Annotated in this window: 15 protein-coding genes and 1 tRNA gene; 7 read left to right on the forward strand and 9 right to left on the reverse strand. The window is 44.2% G+C overall.

Annotated features, from left to right (window positions below):
- Positions 1–142 precede the first annotated feature (142 nt).
- The 7 genes from rpsO to AC5FX4_RS15805 form a co-directional block, all read right to left on the reverse strand.
- Entirely contained in the window at positions 143–412 is a 270-nt protein-coding gene (gene rpsO, locus AC5FX4_RS15775; protein ID WP_010385052.1) for a 30S ribosomal protein S15, read from the reverse strand.
- A 109-nt stretch (positions 413–521) separates the two neighbouring features.
- The gene (gene truB / locus AC5FX4_RS15780; RefSeq protein WP_493607290.1) at positions 522–1,457 is read right to left on the reverse strand and encodes a tRNA pseudouridine(55) synthase TruB; all 936 of its coding nucleotides are present in this window, start codon (positions 1,455–1,457) and stop codon (positions 522–524) included.
- Positions 1,457–1,879 carry a 30S ribosome-binding factor RbfA gene (gene rbfA / locus AC5FX4_RS15785; RefSeq protein WP_493607291.1) on the reverse strand — a complete coding sequence of 141 codons (423 nt, stop codon included), beginning with the start codon at positions 1,877–1,879 and terminating at the stop codon, positions 1,457–1,459. Before rbfA ends, truB begins: the two co-directional genes overlap by 1 nt.
- A gap of 110 nt (positions 1,880–1,989) precedes the next feature.
- Complete coding sequence (gene infB / locus AC5FX4_RS15790; protein ID WP_493607292.1) at positions 1,990–4,644, reverse strand: translation initiation factor IF-2; 2,655 nt, start codon at positions 4,642–4,644, stop codon at positions 1,990–1,992.
- Positions 4,645–4,669: 25 nt separating this feature from the next.
- Complete coding sequence (gene nusA / locus AC5FX4_RS15795; RefSeq protein WP_493607293.1) at positions 4,670–6,172, reverse strand: transcription termination factor NusA; 1,503 nt, start codon at positions 6,170–6,172, stop codon at positions 4,670–4,672.
- Between the two features lie 40 nt (positions 6,173–6,212).
- Positions 6,213–6,668, reverse strand: coding sequence for a ribosome maturation factor RimP (gene rimP, locus AC5FX4_RS15800; protein WP_493607294.1), 456 nt, complete (start codon positions 6,666–6,668; stop codon positions 6,213–6,215).
- A 261-nt stretch (positions 6,669–6,929) separates the two neighbouring features.
- Positions 6,930–7,006 (reverse strand) — tRNA-Met (locus AC5FX4_RS15805).
- A gap of 354 nt (positions 7,007–7,360) precedes the next feature.
- Between AC5FX4_RS15805 and AC5FX4_RS15810 the strand changes: the two genes are divergently transcribed.
- The gene (locus AC5FX4_RS15810; protein WP_493607295.1) at positions 7,361–7,837 is read left to right on the forward strand and encodes a globin; all 477 of its coding nucleotides are present in this window, start codon (positions 7,361–7,363) and stop codon (positions 7,835–7,837) included.
- A gap of 73 nt (positions 7,838–7,910) precedes the next feature.
- On the opposite strand, the gene AC5FX4_RS15815 is transcribed toward AC5FX4_RS15810, so the two are convergent.
- Together AC5FX4_RS15815 and AC5FX4_RS15820 are read right to left on the reverse strand one after the other, a co-directional pair.
- Positions 7,911–8,315: a DUF3019 domain-containing protein gene (locus AC5FX4_RS15815; RefSeq protein ID WP_493607296.1), complete on the reverse strand. Its 405-nt coding sequence runs from the start codon at positions 8,313–8,315 to the stop codon at positions 7,911–7,913.
- Entirely contained in the window at positions 8,305–9,144 is an 840-nt protein-coding gene (locus AC5FX4_RS15820) for a MipA/OmpV family protein (protein WP_493607297.1), read from the reverse strand. Before AC5FX4_RS15820 ends, AC5FX4_RS15815 begins: the two co-directional genes overlap by 11 nt.
- Before the next feature lie 196 nt (positions 9,145–9,340).
- Here AC5FX4_RS15820 and AC5FX4_RS15825 point away from each other — a divergent pair, with 196 nt between their 5' ends.
- The 6 genes from AC5FX4_RS15825 to AC5FX4_RS15850 all read left to right on the forward strand — a co-directional run bounded on the left by AC5FX4_RS15825 (position 9,341) and on the right by AC5FX4_RS15850 (position 15,158).
- The gene (locus tag AC5FX4_RS15825) at positions 9,341–10,357 is read left to right on the forward strand and encodes a phospholipase C/P1 nuclease family protein (RefSeq protein ID WP_493607298.1); all 1,017 of its coding nucleotides are present in this window, start codon (positions 9,341–9,343) and stop codon (positions 10,355–10,357) included.
- Positions 10,357–11,541, forward strand: a complete 1,185-nt coding sequence (locus tag AC5FX4_RS15830) for a peptidyl-prolyl cis-trans isomerase (protein ID WP_493607299.1) — start codon at positions 10,357–10,359, stop codon at positions 11,539–11,541. The genes AC5FX4_RS15825 and AC5FX4_RS15830 overlap by 1 nt, the downstream gene beginning before the upstream one ends.
- A complete protein-coding gene (locus AC5FX4_RS15835; RefSeq protein WP_493607300.1) occupies positions 11,538–12,068 on the forward strand; it encodes a hypothetical protein in 531 nt (176 codons plus the stop codon). Before AC5FX4_RS15830 ends, AC5FX4_RS15835 begins: the two co-directional genes overlap by 4 nt.
- Before the next feature lie 180 nt (positions 12,069–12,248).
- Positions 12,249–12,563: a (2Fe-2S)-binding protein gene (locus AC5FX4_RS15840; protein ID WP_493607301.1), complete on the forward strand. Its 315-nt coding sequence runs from the start codon at positions 12,249–12,251 to the stop codon at positions 12,561–12,563.
- Entirely contained in the window at positions 12,560–13,960 is a 1,401-nt protein-coding gene (locus tag AC5FX4_RS15845) for an FAD/NAD(P)-dependent oxidoreductase (RefSeq protein WP_493607302.1), read from the forward strand. Before AC5FX4_RS15840 ends, AC5FX4_RS15845 begins: the two co-directional genes overlap by 4 nt.
- Positions 13,947–15,158 carry an NAD(P)/FAD-dependent oxidoreductase gene (locus AC5FX4_RS15850; protein ID WP_493607303.1) on the forward strand — a complete coding sequence of 404 codons (1,212 nt, stop codon included), beginning with the start codon at positions 13,947–13,949 and terminating at the stop codon, positions 15,156–15,158. Before AC5FX4_RS15845 ends, AC5FX4_RS15850 begins: the two co-directional genes overlap by 14 nt.
- The last annotated feature ends 91 nt before the right edge of the window (positions 15,159–15,249 follow it).

Raw genomic sequence — 15,249 nt, forward strand, 5'->3', positions numbered from 1 at the left:
CACTACAATTGGCAAATGATGTCGGCGCAGTTTCGGCCCTATGCCGAAGTAGCTTAGTATACTTGGACATCAGCCACAAAAAAAGGGGCGATTAGGCCCCTTTTTCTGATGTTGGCTAAAAAGCCAACAAGTAATCAAATTATTAGCGACGTAGGCCAAGTTCTTTGATTAGTGCTGAGTAACGCTCAACGCTCTTACCTTTTAGGTAGTCAAGCAAGTTACGACGTTGGCTAACTTTACGTAGAAGACCACGACGTGAGTGGAAGTCATGCTTGTGGTTAGCGAAGTGACCTTGTAACTTGTTGATGTCAGCAGTTAGAAGTGCAACTTGAACTTCTGGTGAACCAGTGTCGCCTTCAGCACGTGCGAATTTTGCTACGATTTCTGCTTTTTCTTGGTTGCTTAGTGACATAATAACTCCAAAAATAGAATTTAAATTGTGCTTTAGCCGATCACTAATTCAGCCAAAGCGGTAAGAGGCGCGAATTGTACCAGCAAGTATTATCTGACGCTAGTAAAACTTACTGGTTGGTCGCTAAGGCTCTTTTTGCTTTTAAATGGCCATCGGCATTGCGCTCGCCGATACCAATAAACTGACCATCCGCGACCACTTTGATGACGCCATCGGGCACTTCACCACACACCACAACCTGGCCATGGCTAAATGCCTTGCCTTGCTCTTGCGTGATTGCGACAACCGGTAAATCAACCAACGCGGTATCCATTGGTAGTAGTAACTCATCAATATACGTTGACGGTTCTAGACCTTCAGATTTTGCTTGTTGCAATTTTTCTTCAAGCTGCTCTATCGTCACCATTTTTTCGCTCGGATAATGGCCCACTTTAGAGCGGTGTAACATGATCACGTGCGCGCCACACCCCAGCTTTTCGCCAAGATCATCCACAATGGTACGAATGTAGGTGCCTTTTGAAACATGTGCCGTCATTTGAATTTCTTCATTGTCAGCATCATATTCATCTAGTGTCAGACTATACACATTGATTTTTCTGCACTTACGAGGCACTTCTATGCCTTCACGCGCATACTTGTATAAAGGCTGACCTTGATACTTCAGCGCAGAGTACATTGAAGGATACTGGTCCGATTCACCCAAAAAACTGTTTACAGCATTTTGTAGTGTTTCTAGGTCAATAGAGACTGGTCTTGTTTCGACAACTTCACCATCAGAGTCCGATGTCGTCGTACGTTCACCTAACTTTGCACGCACCACATACGTTTTATCTGTGTCCAATAAGAACTGAGTAAACTTGGTTGCTTCGCCAAAGCAGATCGGGAGCATACCCGTTGCGAGCGGGTCGAGTGCGCCCGTATGTCCTGCTTTTTGCGCAAAGTAAATGCCTTTAGCTTGTTGTAACGCCTTATTCGACGAGATCCCCTGCGGCTTGTGCAACAGCACAATGCCGTCAACGGGACGACCTTTAGAACGTCTAGCCATTACTTTTGCTCATCTCCAGAAGGATTCTCAGAAGAGTCCTCAGATGACTCAGGGCCACGCTTTTGGTTATCTTCTCGGATCACCGTATCAACCAAGTTAGAAATACGCATACCTTCTAGCAAAGAGTTGTCTACCACAAAGCGTAGCTCTGGCATGATACGAGCACGAATTCGTTTCCCAAGCACTGAACGAATATATCCCGTCGCATCATTTAAAATCGCAACACTTTGCTTAGTCTTATCTTCATCCGTAGTATTAAGGACTGTGATAAAGATTTTCGCGTATGACAAATCCCTAGACACCTCAACAGCAGATACTGTAACGAAGCCCAAACGGGGGTCTTTAATTTCGCGTTGTAGAATAACCGCAATCTCTTTTTGAATTTGCTGAGCCACTCTGTCTGTGCGAGAAAATTCTCTCATTTTCACCACTTATAAAATTAAAATATTGAAAAATAACAATAAATTTTATTTAAACACAATAGACAAATGGGGGCAATTGCCCCCATTTTAATCACACTTTCAGTTTAGAATTACAGTGTACGTTGAACTTCTACCGTCTCGAATACTTCGATTTGGTCACCAACTTTCACATCATTGTAGTTCTTAACACCGATACCACATTCCATACCATTACGTACTTCTTGTACGTCATCTTTAAAGCGACGAAGTGACTCAAGTTCACCTTCGTAAATAACTACGTTGTCACGAAGTACACGAATTGGTGCGCTACGCTTAACGATGCCTTCAGTAACCATACAGCCTGCGATAGCACCAATCTTCGGTGACTTAAACACGTCACGTACTTCAGCAAGACCAATGATCTCTTGCTTGAATTCTGGAGCAAGCATACCCGACATTGCTTGTTTCACTTCTTCAATCAAGCTATAGATAACGCTGTAGTAACGTAAGTCTAGGTTTTCAGCTTCAATCACTTTACGCGCTGATGCATCAGCACGAACGTTAAAGCCAACGATGATTGCGTTAGAGGCTGCAGCAAGCGTTGCATCAGTTTCAGTGATACCACCTACACCAAAACCAACAATCTTCACTTTAACTTCGTCAGTTGACAGTTTAGTCAGTGAATCAGCAATCGCTTCAATTGAACCTTGAACGTCCGCTTTCAATACCACGTTAACTTCAGATACGTTGCCTTCAGTCATGTTAGTAAACATGTTTTCAAGCTTCGCTTTTTGCTGACGCGCTAGTTTAACGTCACGGAATTTACCTTGACGGTACAAAGCAACTTCACGCGCTTTACGCTCGTCTTTAACAACGGTTGCCTCATCACCGGCTGCAGGTACACCTGAAAGACCTAAAATTTCAACAGGAATTGACGGACCCGCTGTTTTGATCTCATTTCCGTTTTCGTCACGCATCGCACGAACACGGCCATACTCTAGACCACATAAAACAATGTCACCTTGGCTTAGCTGACCTGACTGTACAAGTACGGTTGCAACTGGACCACGACCTTTATCAAGGCGTGACTCGATAACAACACCTGCCGCCATGCCTTTAGTTGGTGCTGTTAGCTCTAGGATTTCAGCTTGCATTAGAACCGCTTCAAGTAACTCGTCTACACCAGTACCCGCTTTTGCAGAGATATGAACAAACTGCGTATCACCGCCCCACTCTTCTGGGATAACATCAAGTTGAGCAAGTTCATTCTTAACGCGGTCTGGATCAGCGCCTTCTTTATCCATCTTGTTTACAGCAACAATCAAAGGAACACCCGCCGCTTTCGCGTGCTGTACCGCTTCTTTGGTTTGTGGCATCACGCCATCATCTGCCGCAACAACTAGAATTACGATATCGGTTGCTTTTGCACCACGTGCACGCATTGACGTAAACGCAGCGTGTCCTGGGGTATCTAAGAAGGTGATCATGCCGCCTTCAGTTTCAACGTGGTATGCACCAATGTGCTGAGTAATACCACCGGCCTCGCCTGAAGCAACTTTTGCACTACGAATGTAGTCAAGTGTTGACGTTTTACCGTGGTCAACGTGTCCCATTACCGTTACTACCGGTGCACGAGGCTCTGTTGACTCAACTTCTGAACGGTCACTTAGTACTTGCTCTTCTAGCTCATTTTCTTTTACTAGAATGACTTTATGGCCCATTTCTTCAGCAACTAACTGCGCAGTTTCTTGGTCGATAACTTGGTTAATAGTCACCATATCGCCCATTTTCATCATTGTTTTAACAACTTCTGCGCCTTTTACAGCCATACGAGATGCAAGCTCTGCAACGGTAATGGTTTCGCTAATACGTACTTCTTGTTTTACATCCGCAACTGGCTTTTGGAAGCCGTGCTGTAACGAAGTAGGTGCTTTTAGCTTACCCTTGCGACCTTTAACTGGTAGTTCTTCTCTTTCTTTCGTTGGAGCCTTTTTCTTCTTCTTGCGACGTGCACTTTTCTCTTCACGCGCATCAGACTCATCTTCCGCTTCACGAGCGTAAGTTGAGGTCGTTAAGTGGTGGTCCGCCGTTTCTTCGCGACGACGACGTTCCTCTTCCTCTTGCTTCCAACGAGCTTCGTTTTCTTCTGCTAACTTGCGCGCCTCTTCAGCTTGGCGCTTCGCTTCTTCTTCAGCTTTTCTCAATGCTGCCTCTTCTGCTTCTTTTTGCAGACGCTCAGCTTCAATGCGCTCTTTTTCAAGTTGCACACTGTCCACCTTTTTGTCTTGCTGTTCGTTCGCTTTACGTTCAGCTTCAGCTTTACGTTTTGCGTCGTCTTTCGCTTTGCGCTCAGCTTCTTCTTTCGCTTTACGTTCCGCGTCTTCTTTAGCCTGTTGCTCAGCTTCTTGCTGTGCTTTCACCTGTGCTTCTTGGCGTGCAGCTTCTTCAGCAGCTAAACGCTCTTGCTCTTTTTGCTGGTCAATCGAGCTCTTTTTCACATAAGTGCGCTTTTTGCGTACTTCCACAGATACAGACTTTTCTTTGCCCGTTGAGCCTTTAACGCTCAGCGTGCTTTTACTCTTACGTTGTAGAGTCATGCGCTCAGGGCCTTCAGCGCCTTTACCGCCATGTTGCTTGCTCAAGTGGTCAAGCAACTGTGCTTTCTCAGACTCAGTAACTGTGTCGTCTTTGCCTTTGGTGATCCCTGCATCATTCAACTGCTGCAGCAATTTATCAACAGTTGTATCAATTGTCTCGGCTAGTTTCTCAATGCTCACTTCTGCCATAGTGTGTGTTACCTCCGTTAATAAATTATGCGTCTTCACCAAACCAACAAATGTTACGTGCAGCCATGATCAACTGCCCAGCTTCTTGCTCTGATAATTCTGTTATTTCGACGAGTTCGTCAATGCCTTGCTCAGCTAAGTCTTCTAGCGTAACAACGCCTTTACTTGCCATTACAAATGCAAGATGACGCTCTAAACCTTCAAGTGCTAATAAGTCTTCAGCAGGCTCTGCACCTTCTAGGCTTTCTTCTGTCTTAAGTGCTTTTGTCGTTAATGCATCTTTTGCACGGTTACGCAGTTCTTCAACTGTGTCTTCATCAAGACCATCAATTTCTAGGAACTCAGCAACCGGTACGTAAGCAACTTCTTCTAGTGTAGAAAAACCTTCGTTGATAAGTAACGTCGCGAAGTCGTCATCAATATCAAGGTTTTCTGTGAATAAGTTAACTAGCTTGTCAGACTCTTCCGCGTTTTTCGCTTCCATGTCTTCAACCGTCATCACGTTTAATTCCCAACCAGTTAGCTGACTAGCAAGACGAATGTTTTGACCATTACGACCAATTGCTTGCGCTAGGTTATCCGCTTCTACTGCGATGTCCATTGAACGAGAATCTTCGTCCATCACGATTGATGCCACCTCAGCTGGTGCCATTGCATTGATAACGAATTGTGCTGGATTGTCATCGTATAACACGATGTCAACACGCTCACCGCCAAGTTCTGTAGAAACCGCCTGAACACGCGCACCACGCATACCCACACACGCACCAACTGGGTCAATACGTTTATCGTTAGATTTAACTGCGATTTTTGCACGAGAACCAGGATCACGCGCTGCACCACGAATCTCAATCATTTCTTCGCCAATTTCTGGTACTTCAATGCGGAACAATTCCATCAGCATCTCAGGCTTCGAACGAGTGACAAATAATTGTGCGCCACGTGCTTCTGGCTTAACTTCGTAAAGCAAACCACGAACTCGGTCGCCAGGGCGGAAGCTTTCGCGTGGTAACATATCCTCGCGGTAGATAACCGCTTCAGCATTGTTGCCTAAATCAATCACGATAGCGTCACGAGTTGCCTTTTTAACAACGCCGGTTACCAGCTCGCCTTTTTGGTCTTTATACGCTTCAACAATCAATGCTCGCTCAGCTTCTCGTACTTTTTGTACGATAACTTGCTTGGCCATTTGTGTCGTAATACGGTCAAACTTGATAGACTCGATTTGTTCTTCGACGTAGTCACCAAGTTGAATTTCTGGTTCATCTACTTGAGCAGCTTCGATCGTGATCTCTGCGTATGGGTTTTCTAGTGAACCATCTTCTTGTGGCTCTACAACCATCCAACGACGGAACGTATCGTATTCACCCGTTTTACGATCAATTGAAACACGAACTTCAATTTCACCAGTATGTTTTTTCTTTGTTGCAGTCGCTAGTGCGAACTCTAACGCTTCAAAAATCTTTTCTCTTGGGACTGCCTTCTCATTGGAAACGGCTTCTGCCACCAATAATATTTCTTTTGCCATAGGTAATGCCTCGCTTGCCCTTGTCCTTCGCACTCAATAGTTAAAACTTTGCGATAATATTCGCACGCTCGATGTTGCTAAGCATAATCATATGTTCATTACCATCGATGCTCACAGTGATCATGTCACCACTCACAGCAATTAAGTCACCTTTAAAGTTACGGCGACCATCTTGCGGCAATTTAGTACGAATACGTACCTCTTCGCCTTGCGCTTTTTCATAATGTGCTGGTTTAAACAGCGGTCTATCAACACCAGGTGACGACACTTCTAAATCGTATTCGTTTGTGATCGGATCTTCGACATCTAAAATCGCACTGACTTGTCTACTTACATCTGCACAATTGTCTACCGTAATACCATTTTCATGTTCGATATAAACACGCAATGTAGAATGACGACCAGCTTGCACAAACTCAAGACCCAATAATTCAAACCCTAATGCGGCAACCGCAGGTTCCAACATTGCTGTTAATTCTTGCTCGAGTTTTGACACAAATTTCCTCCATACAAACAAAAAAAGGGCCTTAGCCCCAATAACTTAGTTGTTTCGTACCAAAGCTTGGGATAGAAACCTAAACTGCAGATACAACAACGCCCCGAACCAAGCGGGGCGTCACACCTAAAACAAAACTGTGTGGCCAAAGGCCTAGCTTGGTTGCGCGCCACTGCAGCTTTATTAAGCTGACGCTTAAACGCAAAACGCGCATTACAAAGAATGCGCGAAACCGTACAAGAATGTAAAACATTCTAAGTTTGGTTGCGGGAGCCGGATTTGAACCGACGACCTTCGGGTTATGAGCCCGACGAGCTACCAGGCTGCTCCATCCCGCGCCAATAATAAGCAGTGAGTACTGCAAAATATGCGCTGTATTATAAAGACAGTTCCATTAATAAGCAACCTTCACAACCAATTAAATAGAGTCTTCGGGCACTTGCAGGTAATCAGCGGCTTGGTGTGCACAACATTAATTGCAGATAAGTCGCACAGCTATAAGTATATTCGCACAATATTAGAATCTATCTCGCATAGTTCCACATAAGCGCTATACTCAAAATTATCAGCAATAAATTAGCCTAGATAATTTATAAGCGAAACGGTGGTGTCATCTATCTAGAAATAAAAAATGGCACTAAGCAGCACTAACCGAGCAAACGGATGCGCTCTTAATCGACGAAGAGGCGATTATGAGTATTTCTCCCTATCAATATCAACTATTGACGCAATCTCTATCTATCATTCAACCAAACTTTCACTGTTTTTGTGTAAGCCTACAAACTCAAGTTAATCGCTACGATACGCAATTATTGCTGCCTAGAAACAATGAACAATTACTCAGTGTAGAGCAGTCGATTAGCCGCTTTATACAAGAAGCGGTTTACTTGTTACCACAACAAGAGCAATTAGCCCATTTCATTAAAAAATGTGCACCAAATCTGGCCATGCTTAACCCCAGTGAACGTGATATTTCCGTACTTTGTAACGCGATGATCTGTACCTTGCAATTACACTTAGGCGCACAATTTACGCTTGCTTTACGAAATGCGTGGCGTAAGGCGTTGCACATATTTGCAAATATAATCAAAGAAGAGTTATTCAACATCTGTAATGTTGTTAGCTTGCAGCAGATCAGAGAGCAACGCGTGTCTAATGTAACTCGTTAGTCGCGGGTTCGCTTTTAACCATATGGTTTCGCTGAGAAAGTGCTCACAAGAGCGCTTTCTCTTTTTTGAGGGCTTAGAACAAACGCCAACGACGCTTTTTGGTTTGTACCTTATGTACCCAGTTGACTTCGATGGTCGTCACCGCCAGCACATCTCTTTGTGCTTGAGAAATAAGTTCATAGCTCAGACTCTGTTCTGAACCAAAATTTAGCGTGTACGAGAATGATTGTGTATTCGCCCAACATTGTAGGATTTTCTTTGAATACCCCTCACGTAAGCAATAGTCGCCTACCTTTGGCGTTACAACTTTAAATTCGACATCTGCATAACAGGTTCTTCCTTGAGTCAGTGCAACACACTTGTTGGGTGTTACATTCAATATTTGACCTGAGTTCTCACTTTTAGCGTGAGCTTGGCAGGTTGCAATTGTAGCTACTAATCCTAGTAAAAGTTTTGCGGATATGAATTTAGAATACATACTTCACTCCCGCAAAAATAACACTGGCATGTTGAGACTCAACCAACGGGCTATTCTTTACATTAGTACTTCCGACTAACAATGATGCACCACCACTGAAAACCCAGCTTTGTGAAATCGGATAGTTAGCTTGGAGCTGAGTAAAAACCGAAGCGCCACCACTTAATTCGTACATAGGTCGAAATGCAGTTTGCTCATCACTATCAACGCCATAGAAATAATCGATAAAATTACCCGAATAGTAATTTACACCAAAGTTCAACCATAGATCCCAATTGCGTAATTCAAATGTTCTAGTTGATTCCGCATGTAACACCCAACCACGGCTCTCACCGAGCGCGTCATACACTAACTCGACAATAACTTGGTAATCGTTAATGGTTCTATAGTAAGCGACTCCTAATGATGTATCTTGCTCACGCTCTTTGATACCGGCAAGCTCAGGGACGATTTTATCGCTATCCTCATATCCTGTTTCGCTAAAAGGTAGCTCATAGCTCCCCACGATTAAATCAAAGCCTGTGTCGTCACTTTGCCAAAGCTGATATCCGACATCGGCGCCACCAAAAAAGTCACCTGAACGTGCCCTTAGGTAGAAATTTTTGTATTCAACGGTGATATCTGCAAGCACAGTTATGCCACTGAAGTCGGAGTCTGCACCAACTAACTCTGGCAGCTGCGTTTTAACGCCATATAGTCCAAGGCTTAATTGCCAATACAGTTCGTCCTCTTCTAAGTTTTGAAAAGGCGCGTGCTGTGGTGTTTCTGCATAGACTCCCCAAGATAGCGCTGCTATCAAACAGCTCAGGAGTGTAAATAATTTTCTCATGACATGATTTTTCTTATTTGCATTACGTTGTGCCGAAATTGATGCCTAATAATACCTGACCAGACCCGCTTCAACAATCACAGTTTTCATACAATGAGTTACAAAAACATTTAATATTAATGCAACCTAAGTGTAACAAAAAGTGTGTCAAATAACGCCTTTTGAACTAGAGTTATTACTTTACCCAAGGATTGTTATGAAAAAATTAATACTGCGTGCATTACCTTTGTTAAGTGTTACGGCAATTGATGCGAATGCTTTTAGTCAAGAAACGCATAAGCGTATTGTGATAGACGCCGTCAACTATATGGCGCAAAACCCAAATACCACGCAATACAATAAGCTAGTGCAATACGCACAAGCTAACAACATGAGCATAAATGCACTGGCGAATTTACTGGGCCAAGCGGCTTTTGATGTGGATGACTTCGAAGATACCTTTTTTTGTGGTGCCATTACCGGTGACTGCGTACAAGCACCACTTTGGGGTGCGGCAGAAAGCATCGTAAAATACACAAGTTATTGGCATTTCCAAAACCACACGCAAGGCCCAGATGCACATGGCAATGACTTTGGTGGCTACAACTGGGAAAAGCTCACAGTTTGGGGAACTGTCGATTCGATTGCTTCGACGTGGTTAAAAGGTGATTACTTAGATGACGGTCGTGGTGGCGAAACTGGTTGGTTTAGAGCCGATGACACTCAATACAACAGCTACGGCATTACTGAAGCAAACTACCGAGTTGATAGCCACTCAACATACAGTATGTATGACGACTTCGAAGAAATGCCGTTTCAGCCTATCGATAACCTAGGTCAATATTGGTATCAAAAGTACCTGCAAAGCGGTAATCCACAGATCCTTGGTTTCGTTTTTCACACCACAGATTTGTTGCAGCCTCACCATACATGGACCACGTCGGATCTGAACCACGCTAGTTGGGAGTCTTGGGTCAAAGATTATTACGATAAAGAAAGTCTAAACAATGCGCAGCTAGTAAAAGAGGCACTAGACACGTTTTCGCCGCTTTCGGCAAACAGTCAAGACATTCGCCCTCTACTTACACAAGGCGGCTCATTTTCTTATTCTCAAGGTGGCATCGTGCTTAACTCAAAAGATCACTACGACCGTTTGAACACAGCAAAACTGGTGATCCCGCATGCAATTGCAATGGTTGTACATTTACTGAACCATGCCATGGTGGCACGCTAATGCGTAAGTTGGTTATTCTATTGGCAAGCTGCTTAAGCTTGCCAATATTTGCACAAGTCATCTTCCCTAACGCTGAGGTAGAGTTAGTTCAACTCGCTCTTAAAAATAAAGATCCTAGCGTTACTACGCAGCAAGCCAAAGCGCGTCTACTTGAAAATAGTTTTCTGTTAGAACAAGCCAAAACGCGCCACCCAGAGATTTTGCAAAGACAGTCTATGGTCGGCTTTAGTACTGACTATCATACTCGCCGATATATGCTATCACTATTAAAAGAACGCTTTAAACTCCCGAAGACCAGCAAGCTCACTGACAAAGCGTGGACACCATACAGTGCTGCATGGTTGAAAAAAAGCTTACCGAGTTATCCAAACAACAATGTGTATTCACATACGCAATTAGCAAAAATGCAGGAAATTGACTTAAGCAATTTAACCAATGGCCCATTAACCCTAGCAACCTTGATGCAAGAGCAATCCATGCAAAATCGCTATAAGCTACATCAAGGCGACATCAACTTGTTTAGGGCATTAGTGAGCGAACACAGACACTTCAATCTAACCATGCAAAAGCTGGAAGGACAAATGCGCTCACAGGGGCTGTCACGTCATCGACTCAACGATATAGCTAAAGGCGAGTTACTAAGACCCGTAATGCAGAATTACTTTGGCGTCATACACAGCATGCATGGCGAACGTAGTGAATACGTAGAGCAGCTACAACAAAGCATTACAGGCTCAGTTGTCAACGACTACTTCAAAGCCAACAAAGAACGCTTTAAATACATCGAAAAAGTACAAGCCAATGCAGTGCAATTTACAGATAAGAACAAAGCGGAGCAATTTAGAGAATTTGCCACTACACACAGCTTTGAACAAGCAACGCTGCACTTTAATGTGCAAGACTTGTTTGCACAAAATCAAGGGCTTATTAAACGTCAAAAACAAAATACATGGGCGCAACAGCTTGCCTTCAGCCTACGCCCTGAGCAGTTATCTAAGCCAATTCGCACACCCAAAGGACAGTGGTTAGTCGCGCAAACTAGGCAGCGCTTTTACGCGTATTATCCCGTTGAAAGTGAAACGGTTAAATATCAAGCCAAACTCGCATTAACCGAAGAGTTTGCTAAACAGGCTTATGAAAAACTAAAAACGCAATGGCTTGCTGAAAATGGTGTACCGCTATGAAAAAACGGTACGTTGTTAGCGCTATTATAACAATGTTCATAATTGGCGGCGCAGCGTACTTTGCACAGTCGAGCGCCCCTTCTATGGAGCAAGAGTTTGCTGCGAGCAGCCAGCGTGCCAAAACGCAAGCAGAACAAACTCAGCGAGAGACAACAGCACAATCACAGATCAGCCTCAATACGCCTACTGTCATGAACCATACAGAAGAGGTTATCGCCATAAATGATACGCCAGTTGCAGCAACCGATGACGATATTCCCCCCATTGGTAAACCCGTTGAAAATGCCACATATCAAGGTGATTTAGACGACTATGATAGCTATCAAGCCTTTGGCGACAATCAGGAGAAAAAGCTCAAACAGCAATTCATCATTGCCGCAAAGAGTAAAGTAGCGCGCTTAGAAGCTCTGTTGGAGCGAGGGAAAAAGGAAGGCATTAGCCAAGCAGAGTTAACCTTTGCAGAGGAAAAAATAGCCGGTATCAAAGCAATGAGCGAACAATTACAACAGCAATTAGACGCGCAATGATTGAGTGTCGTCATTCTTCGCTCATAGTTAAATAAGATAGATCTAGATCAAACAACCTTCAAAAAGTTAACTTTATGTAAAAATATCGTTTGTTACCCCCGTTATTCATCTATACTCTGCCGACTAGGGTGAGTTATTCACCCAAGGACACTAAGTTGAGATAATTTATTCGAGGCAAGAATGAAAACGTTAAAACGAACAAAGGATATAACACCATTATCATCCTCCCTTTTTGAAATAGAGATCAATCATAACAAAGTCGCTGCCAGTGAAGGTGAAACCATACTGAGTGTGCTACTGGCAACGGACCATAAAGCCATCATGCACAATGATCATGATGCTCATTCTGGCGCATATTGTGGCATGGGTGTGTGTCATTGCTGCCATGTCAAAGTAAACGATCAATTTAAACAGCGCGCATGTCAAACATTGGTGCAACCCAATATGAAAGTTGAAACGCTCACAAACCGATTTGTACAGGAGGGCATAAAATGAATACGCAAACTCCTGTGGTTATTGTTGGTGCAGGCCCTTCAGGTACCGCAACGGCAGCACAACTTGGCAAATATGGCATACCAAGCGTTGTCGTAGACGAAGCCCCAAAAATCGGTGGCGTTATCTATCGTGGCCCATTGCGCCAAACCAACAGTTTGCCGCATCTCGACGATAACCTGCAACGCGCAATGGCAGCGCTACGCACACGTTTTGAAAGCCAAGCACAGCATATTCAACTCATGACCAACACCCGAGTATTAGGTCCCGAAGGCAGCAACAAACTGTTGCTAAACAAAAACAACGAGCTATCCAGTCTCAAATATGATGAATTGGTGCTAGCAACGGGTTGTCATGAACGCAGCATTCCTTTTCCTGGCTGGCATATTCCCGGCGTGATGTTGTTAGGTGGCGTGCAGCTACAAATCAAAAGTGGCCTTGTAAAACCTGGCGCTCGAATGGCATTGGTCGGTACAGGGCCATTATTACCCTTGGTGGCATGCCAACTACACAAAGCAGGTGTGGATGTTGTTGGCGTATACGAAGCCAGCCAGTTTAACAAACTCGCGAAAGAAGCCATTGCTTTATTAAATAAGCCTAAATTAACGCTATCAGGGCTGAGCATGATGGCTTATCTTAAAAAGCATAGTATCCCATTTCACTATGGTTGGGGCATCGTCAAGGCGCATGGCAAGCAAAGTTTAGAGCACATTACAGTGGCGCCGTACGATAGTAATTGGCGTGCGCTTCATTCACAGAGCAAAACCCTCGATGTTGACGCAATAGGTGTTGGGTACGGCTTTGTTGCTCGCAGCCAACTTGCCATGTTGTTAGGGGTTGAGCACAGCTATAACACAATCAGCGGTTATGTGCCCAAGCTTGATCAGTGGTTTCAAAGTAACTTATCTAACACCTATATTGTAGGTGATAGCAATGGTTTGCTTGGCGCCGATGCCGCCATTTGCGAAGGACAAATTGCAGCAGTAAGAATAGCGCAAAACCGTGCCATCATTACCCCTAAGCAAGCGGCGCAACATGCTGGAAAAATCATGAGAAAGTTAGAGCGAATTAAGCGTTTTCGCTGTGGCTTTGATCGCTTTAGCACACGCCAACCGGGCTTACTCGACCTACCAGAAGCCGATACCATTGTCTGTCGCTGCGAGCAAACCACGCGAGCACAAATAGATCAAGCGATTGAGCAAGGAGCGAAAGATATTACAAGCTTAAAAATGCGCACGCGCATTGGTATGGGCGACTGCCAAGGTAAAACTTGCGCGAGCTATGCCATCGACCGCCTCCACCAGGCCGGCATTTACGACAACATTGGCACTATTAAGCCACGTTTCCCCCTTGACCCAATTCCGTTTCAATTATTGGAGGATAACCATGAAGCAGTATGATGTTGTAATAGCCGGAGGTGGTGCAATTGGCGCCGCCTGTGCATACTTTCTAAGCCGCGATACTAATTTACGCATTGCTTTAATTGATATAAAAAAGCCCGGTAATGCTTCACGTGCTTCCGCTGGCGGGCTATGGGCGATTGGTGAGTCTGTGGGTTTGGGCTGTGGGGTTATCTTTTTCAAAACACTGTCTAAATTACAAAGCGAAGCTAACGGACAAGAAATCCCAGTCATGCGCCCGCACCAATTGCCTGATTGTTTTTTTGAATTTGCGCTGACGTCCAACGACATGTATCCAGCATTGCACAAAGAGCTGTTAGACAAGCATGGTGTCGATTTTAAATTTGAGCGCACTGGGCTTAAATTCGTCATGTACAACCATGAAGACAAACTCTACGCTGACCAAATACTGAGCGGCATTCCGCACTTGAAAGATCAGGTTCGCTGGCTCAGCGCTGAGCAACTTAAAGAAGAAGAGCCCTATATTACGAAAGACGCCATTGGAGCAATCGACTTTACTTGCGACCACCAAGTTAACCCCTATCGTTTAGTAGACGCTTACACCGAAGGCGCGCGTCAAAATGGCGTTGAGCTTATTTTAAATACTGAAATACGTGATGTACTAAAACAGGGCAACCGTGTTGTGGGTGTCACAACGAACTCAGGCACATATAAATGCGATACGCTTATCAATGCATCTGGTGCTTGGGCCAATGAGTTATTTCAAAAAGCCACGGGCATGAACATGCCTGTTTACCCTGTCAAAGGGCAAATCGTGTTATCTGAACGTATGCCAAAGATACTCCGAGGCTGCGTGAGCACAAGCGACTGTTACATAGCGCAAAAAGACAACGGAGAGATACTCATTGGTTCATCAACAGAAGAAAAAGGCTTTGATGTCACCAATTCGCTCGACAAGATCAGTGAATTATCACAAGGCGCCACCAAGTGTTTACCCATATTAAAACAAAGTAATATTAAGCGCTGCTGGGCTGGTTTACGCCCTGGTACACCGGACGAATTGCCTATTCTTGGCAAAACACCTGGGGTTGAAGGTTATTTAAATGCGTGTGGACATTTTAGAACGGGCATTCTGACCTCTGCCATCACGGGCAAGCTCATTACAGAGCTTGTGACGGGTAAACCAACCACACTCGACCTTACACCATTTAGCGTTTCGCGCTTTTTATCAAATTAATGCTATTCACTAAAAACAAAAAATGCCGCTAAAGCGATTAGCGGCATGTCATTACTTTTATCAGGGAGTTTGGTTGGAACTTACTTACTTA

The sequence above is a fragment of the Pseudoalteromonas sp. ATL1 genome, assembly GCF_058933015.1.

Excerpts from the sequence above, each read along its gene's own strand:
- rpsO (WP_010385052.1), bottom strand. The coding sequence starts at position 412 with ATGTCACTAAGCAACCAAGAAAAAGCAGAAATCGTAGCAAAATTCGCA.
- truB (WP_493607290.1), bottom strand. The coding sequence starts at position 1,457 with ATGGCTAGACGTTCTAAAGGTCGTCCCGTTGACGGCATTGTGCTGTTG.
- rbfA (WP_493607291.1), bottom strand. The coding sequence starts at position 1,879 with ATGAGAGAATTTTCTCGCACAGACAGAGTGGCTCAGCAAATTCAAAAA.
- infB (WP_493607292.1), bottom strand. The coding sequence starts at position 4,644 with ATGGCAGAAGTGAGCATTGAGAAACTAGCCGAGACAATTGATACAACT.
- nusA (WP_493607293.1), bottom strand. The coding sequence starts at position 6,172 with ATGGCAAAAGAAATATTATTGGTGGCAGAAGCCGTTTCCAATGAGAAG.
- AC5FX4_RS15810 (WP_493607295.1), top strand. The coding sequence starts at position 7,361 with ATGAGTATTTCTCCCTATCAATATCAACTATTGACGCAATCTCTATCT.
- AC5FX4_RS15815 (WP_493607296.1), bottom strand. The coding sequence starts at position 8,315 with ATGTATTCTAAATTCATATCCGCAAAACTTTTACTAGGATTAGTAGCT.
- AC5FX4_RS15820 (WP_493607297.1), bottom strand. The coding sequence starts at position 9,144 with ATGAGAAAATTATTTACACTCCTGAGCTGTTTGATAGCAGCGCTATCT.
- AC5FX4_RS15825 (WP_493607298.1), top strand. The coding sequence starts at position 9,341 with ATGAAAAAATTAATACTGCGTGCATTACCTTTGTTAAGTGTTACGGCA.
- AC5FX4_RS15830 (WP_493607299.1), top strand. The coding sequence starts at position 10,357 with ATGCGTAAGTTGGTTATTCTATTGGCAAGCTGCTTAAGCTTGCCAATA.
- AC5FX4_RS15835 (WP_493607300.1), top strand. The coding sequence starts at position 11,538 with ATGAAAAAACGGTACGTTGTTAGCGCTATTATAACAATGTTCATAATT.
- AC5FX4_RS15840 (WP_493607301.1), top strand. The coding sequence starts at position 12,249 with ATGAAAACGTTAAAACGAACAAAGGATATAACACCATTATCATCCTCC.
- AC5FX4_RS15845 (WP_493607302.1), top strand. The coding sequence starts at position 12,560 with ATGAATACGCAAACTCCTGTGGTTATTGTTGGTGCAGGCCCTTCAGGT.
- AC5FX4_RS15850 (WP_493607303.1), top strand. The coding sequence starts at position 13,947 with ATGAAGCAGTATGATGTTGTAATAGCCGGAGGTGGTGCAATTGGCGCC.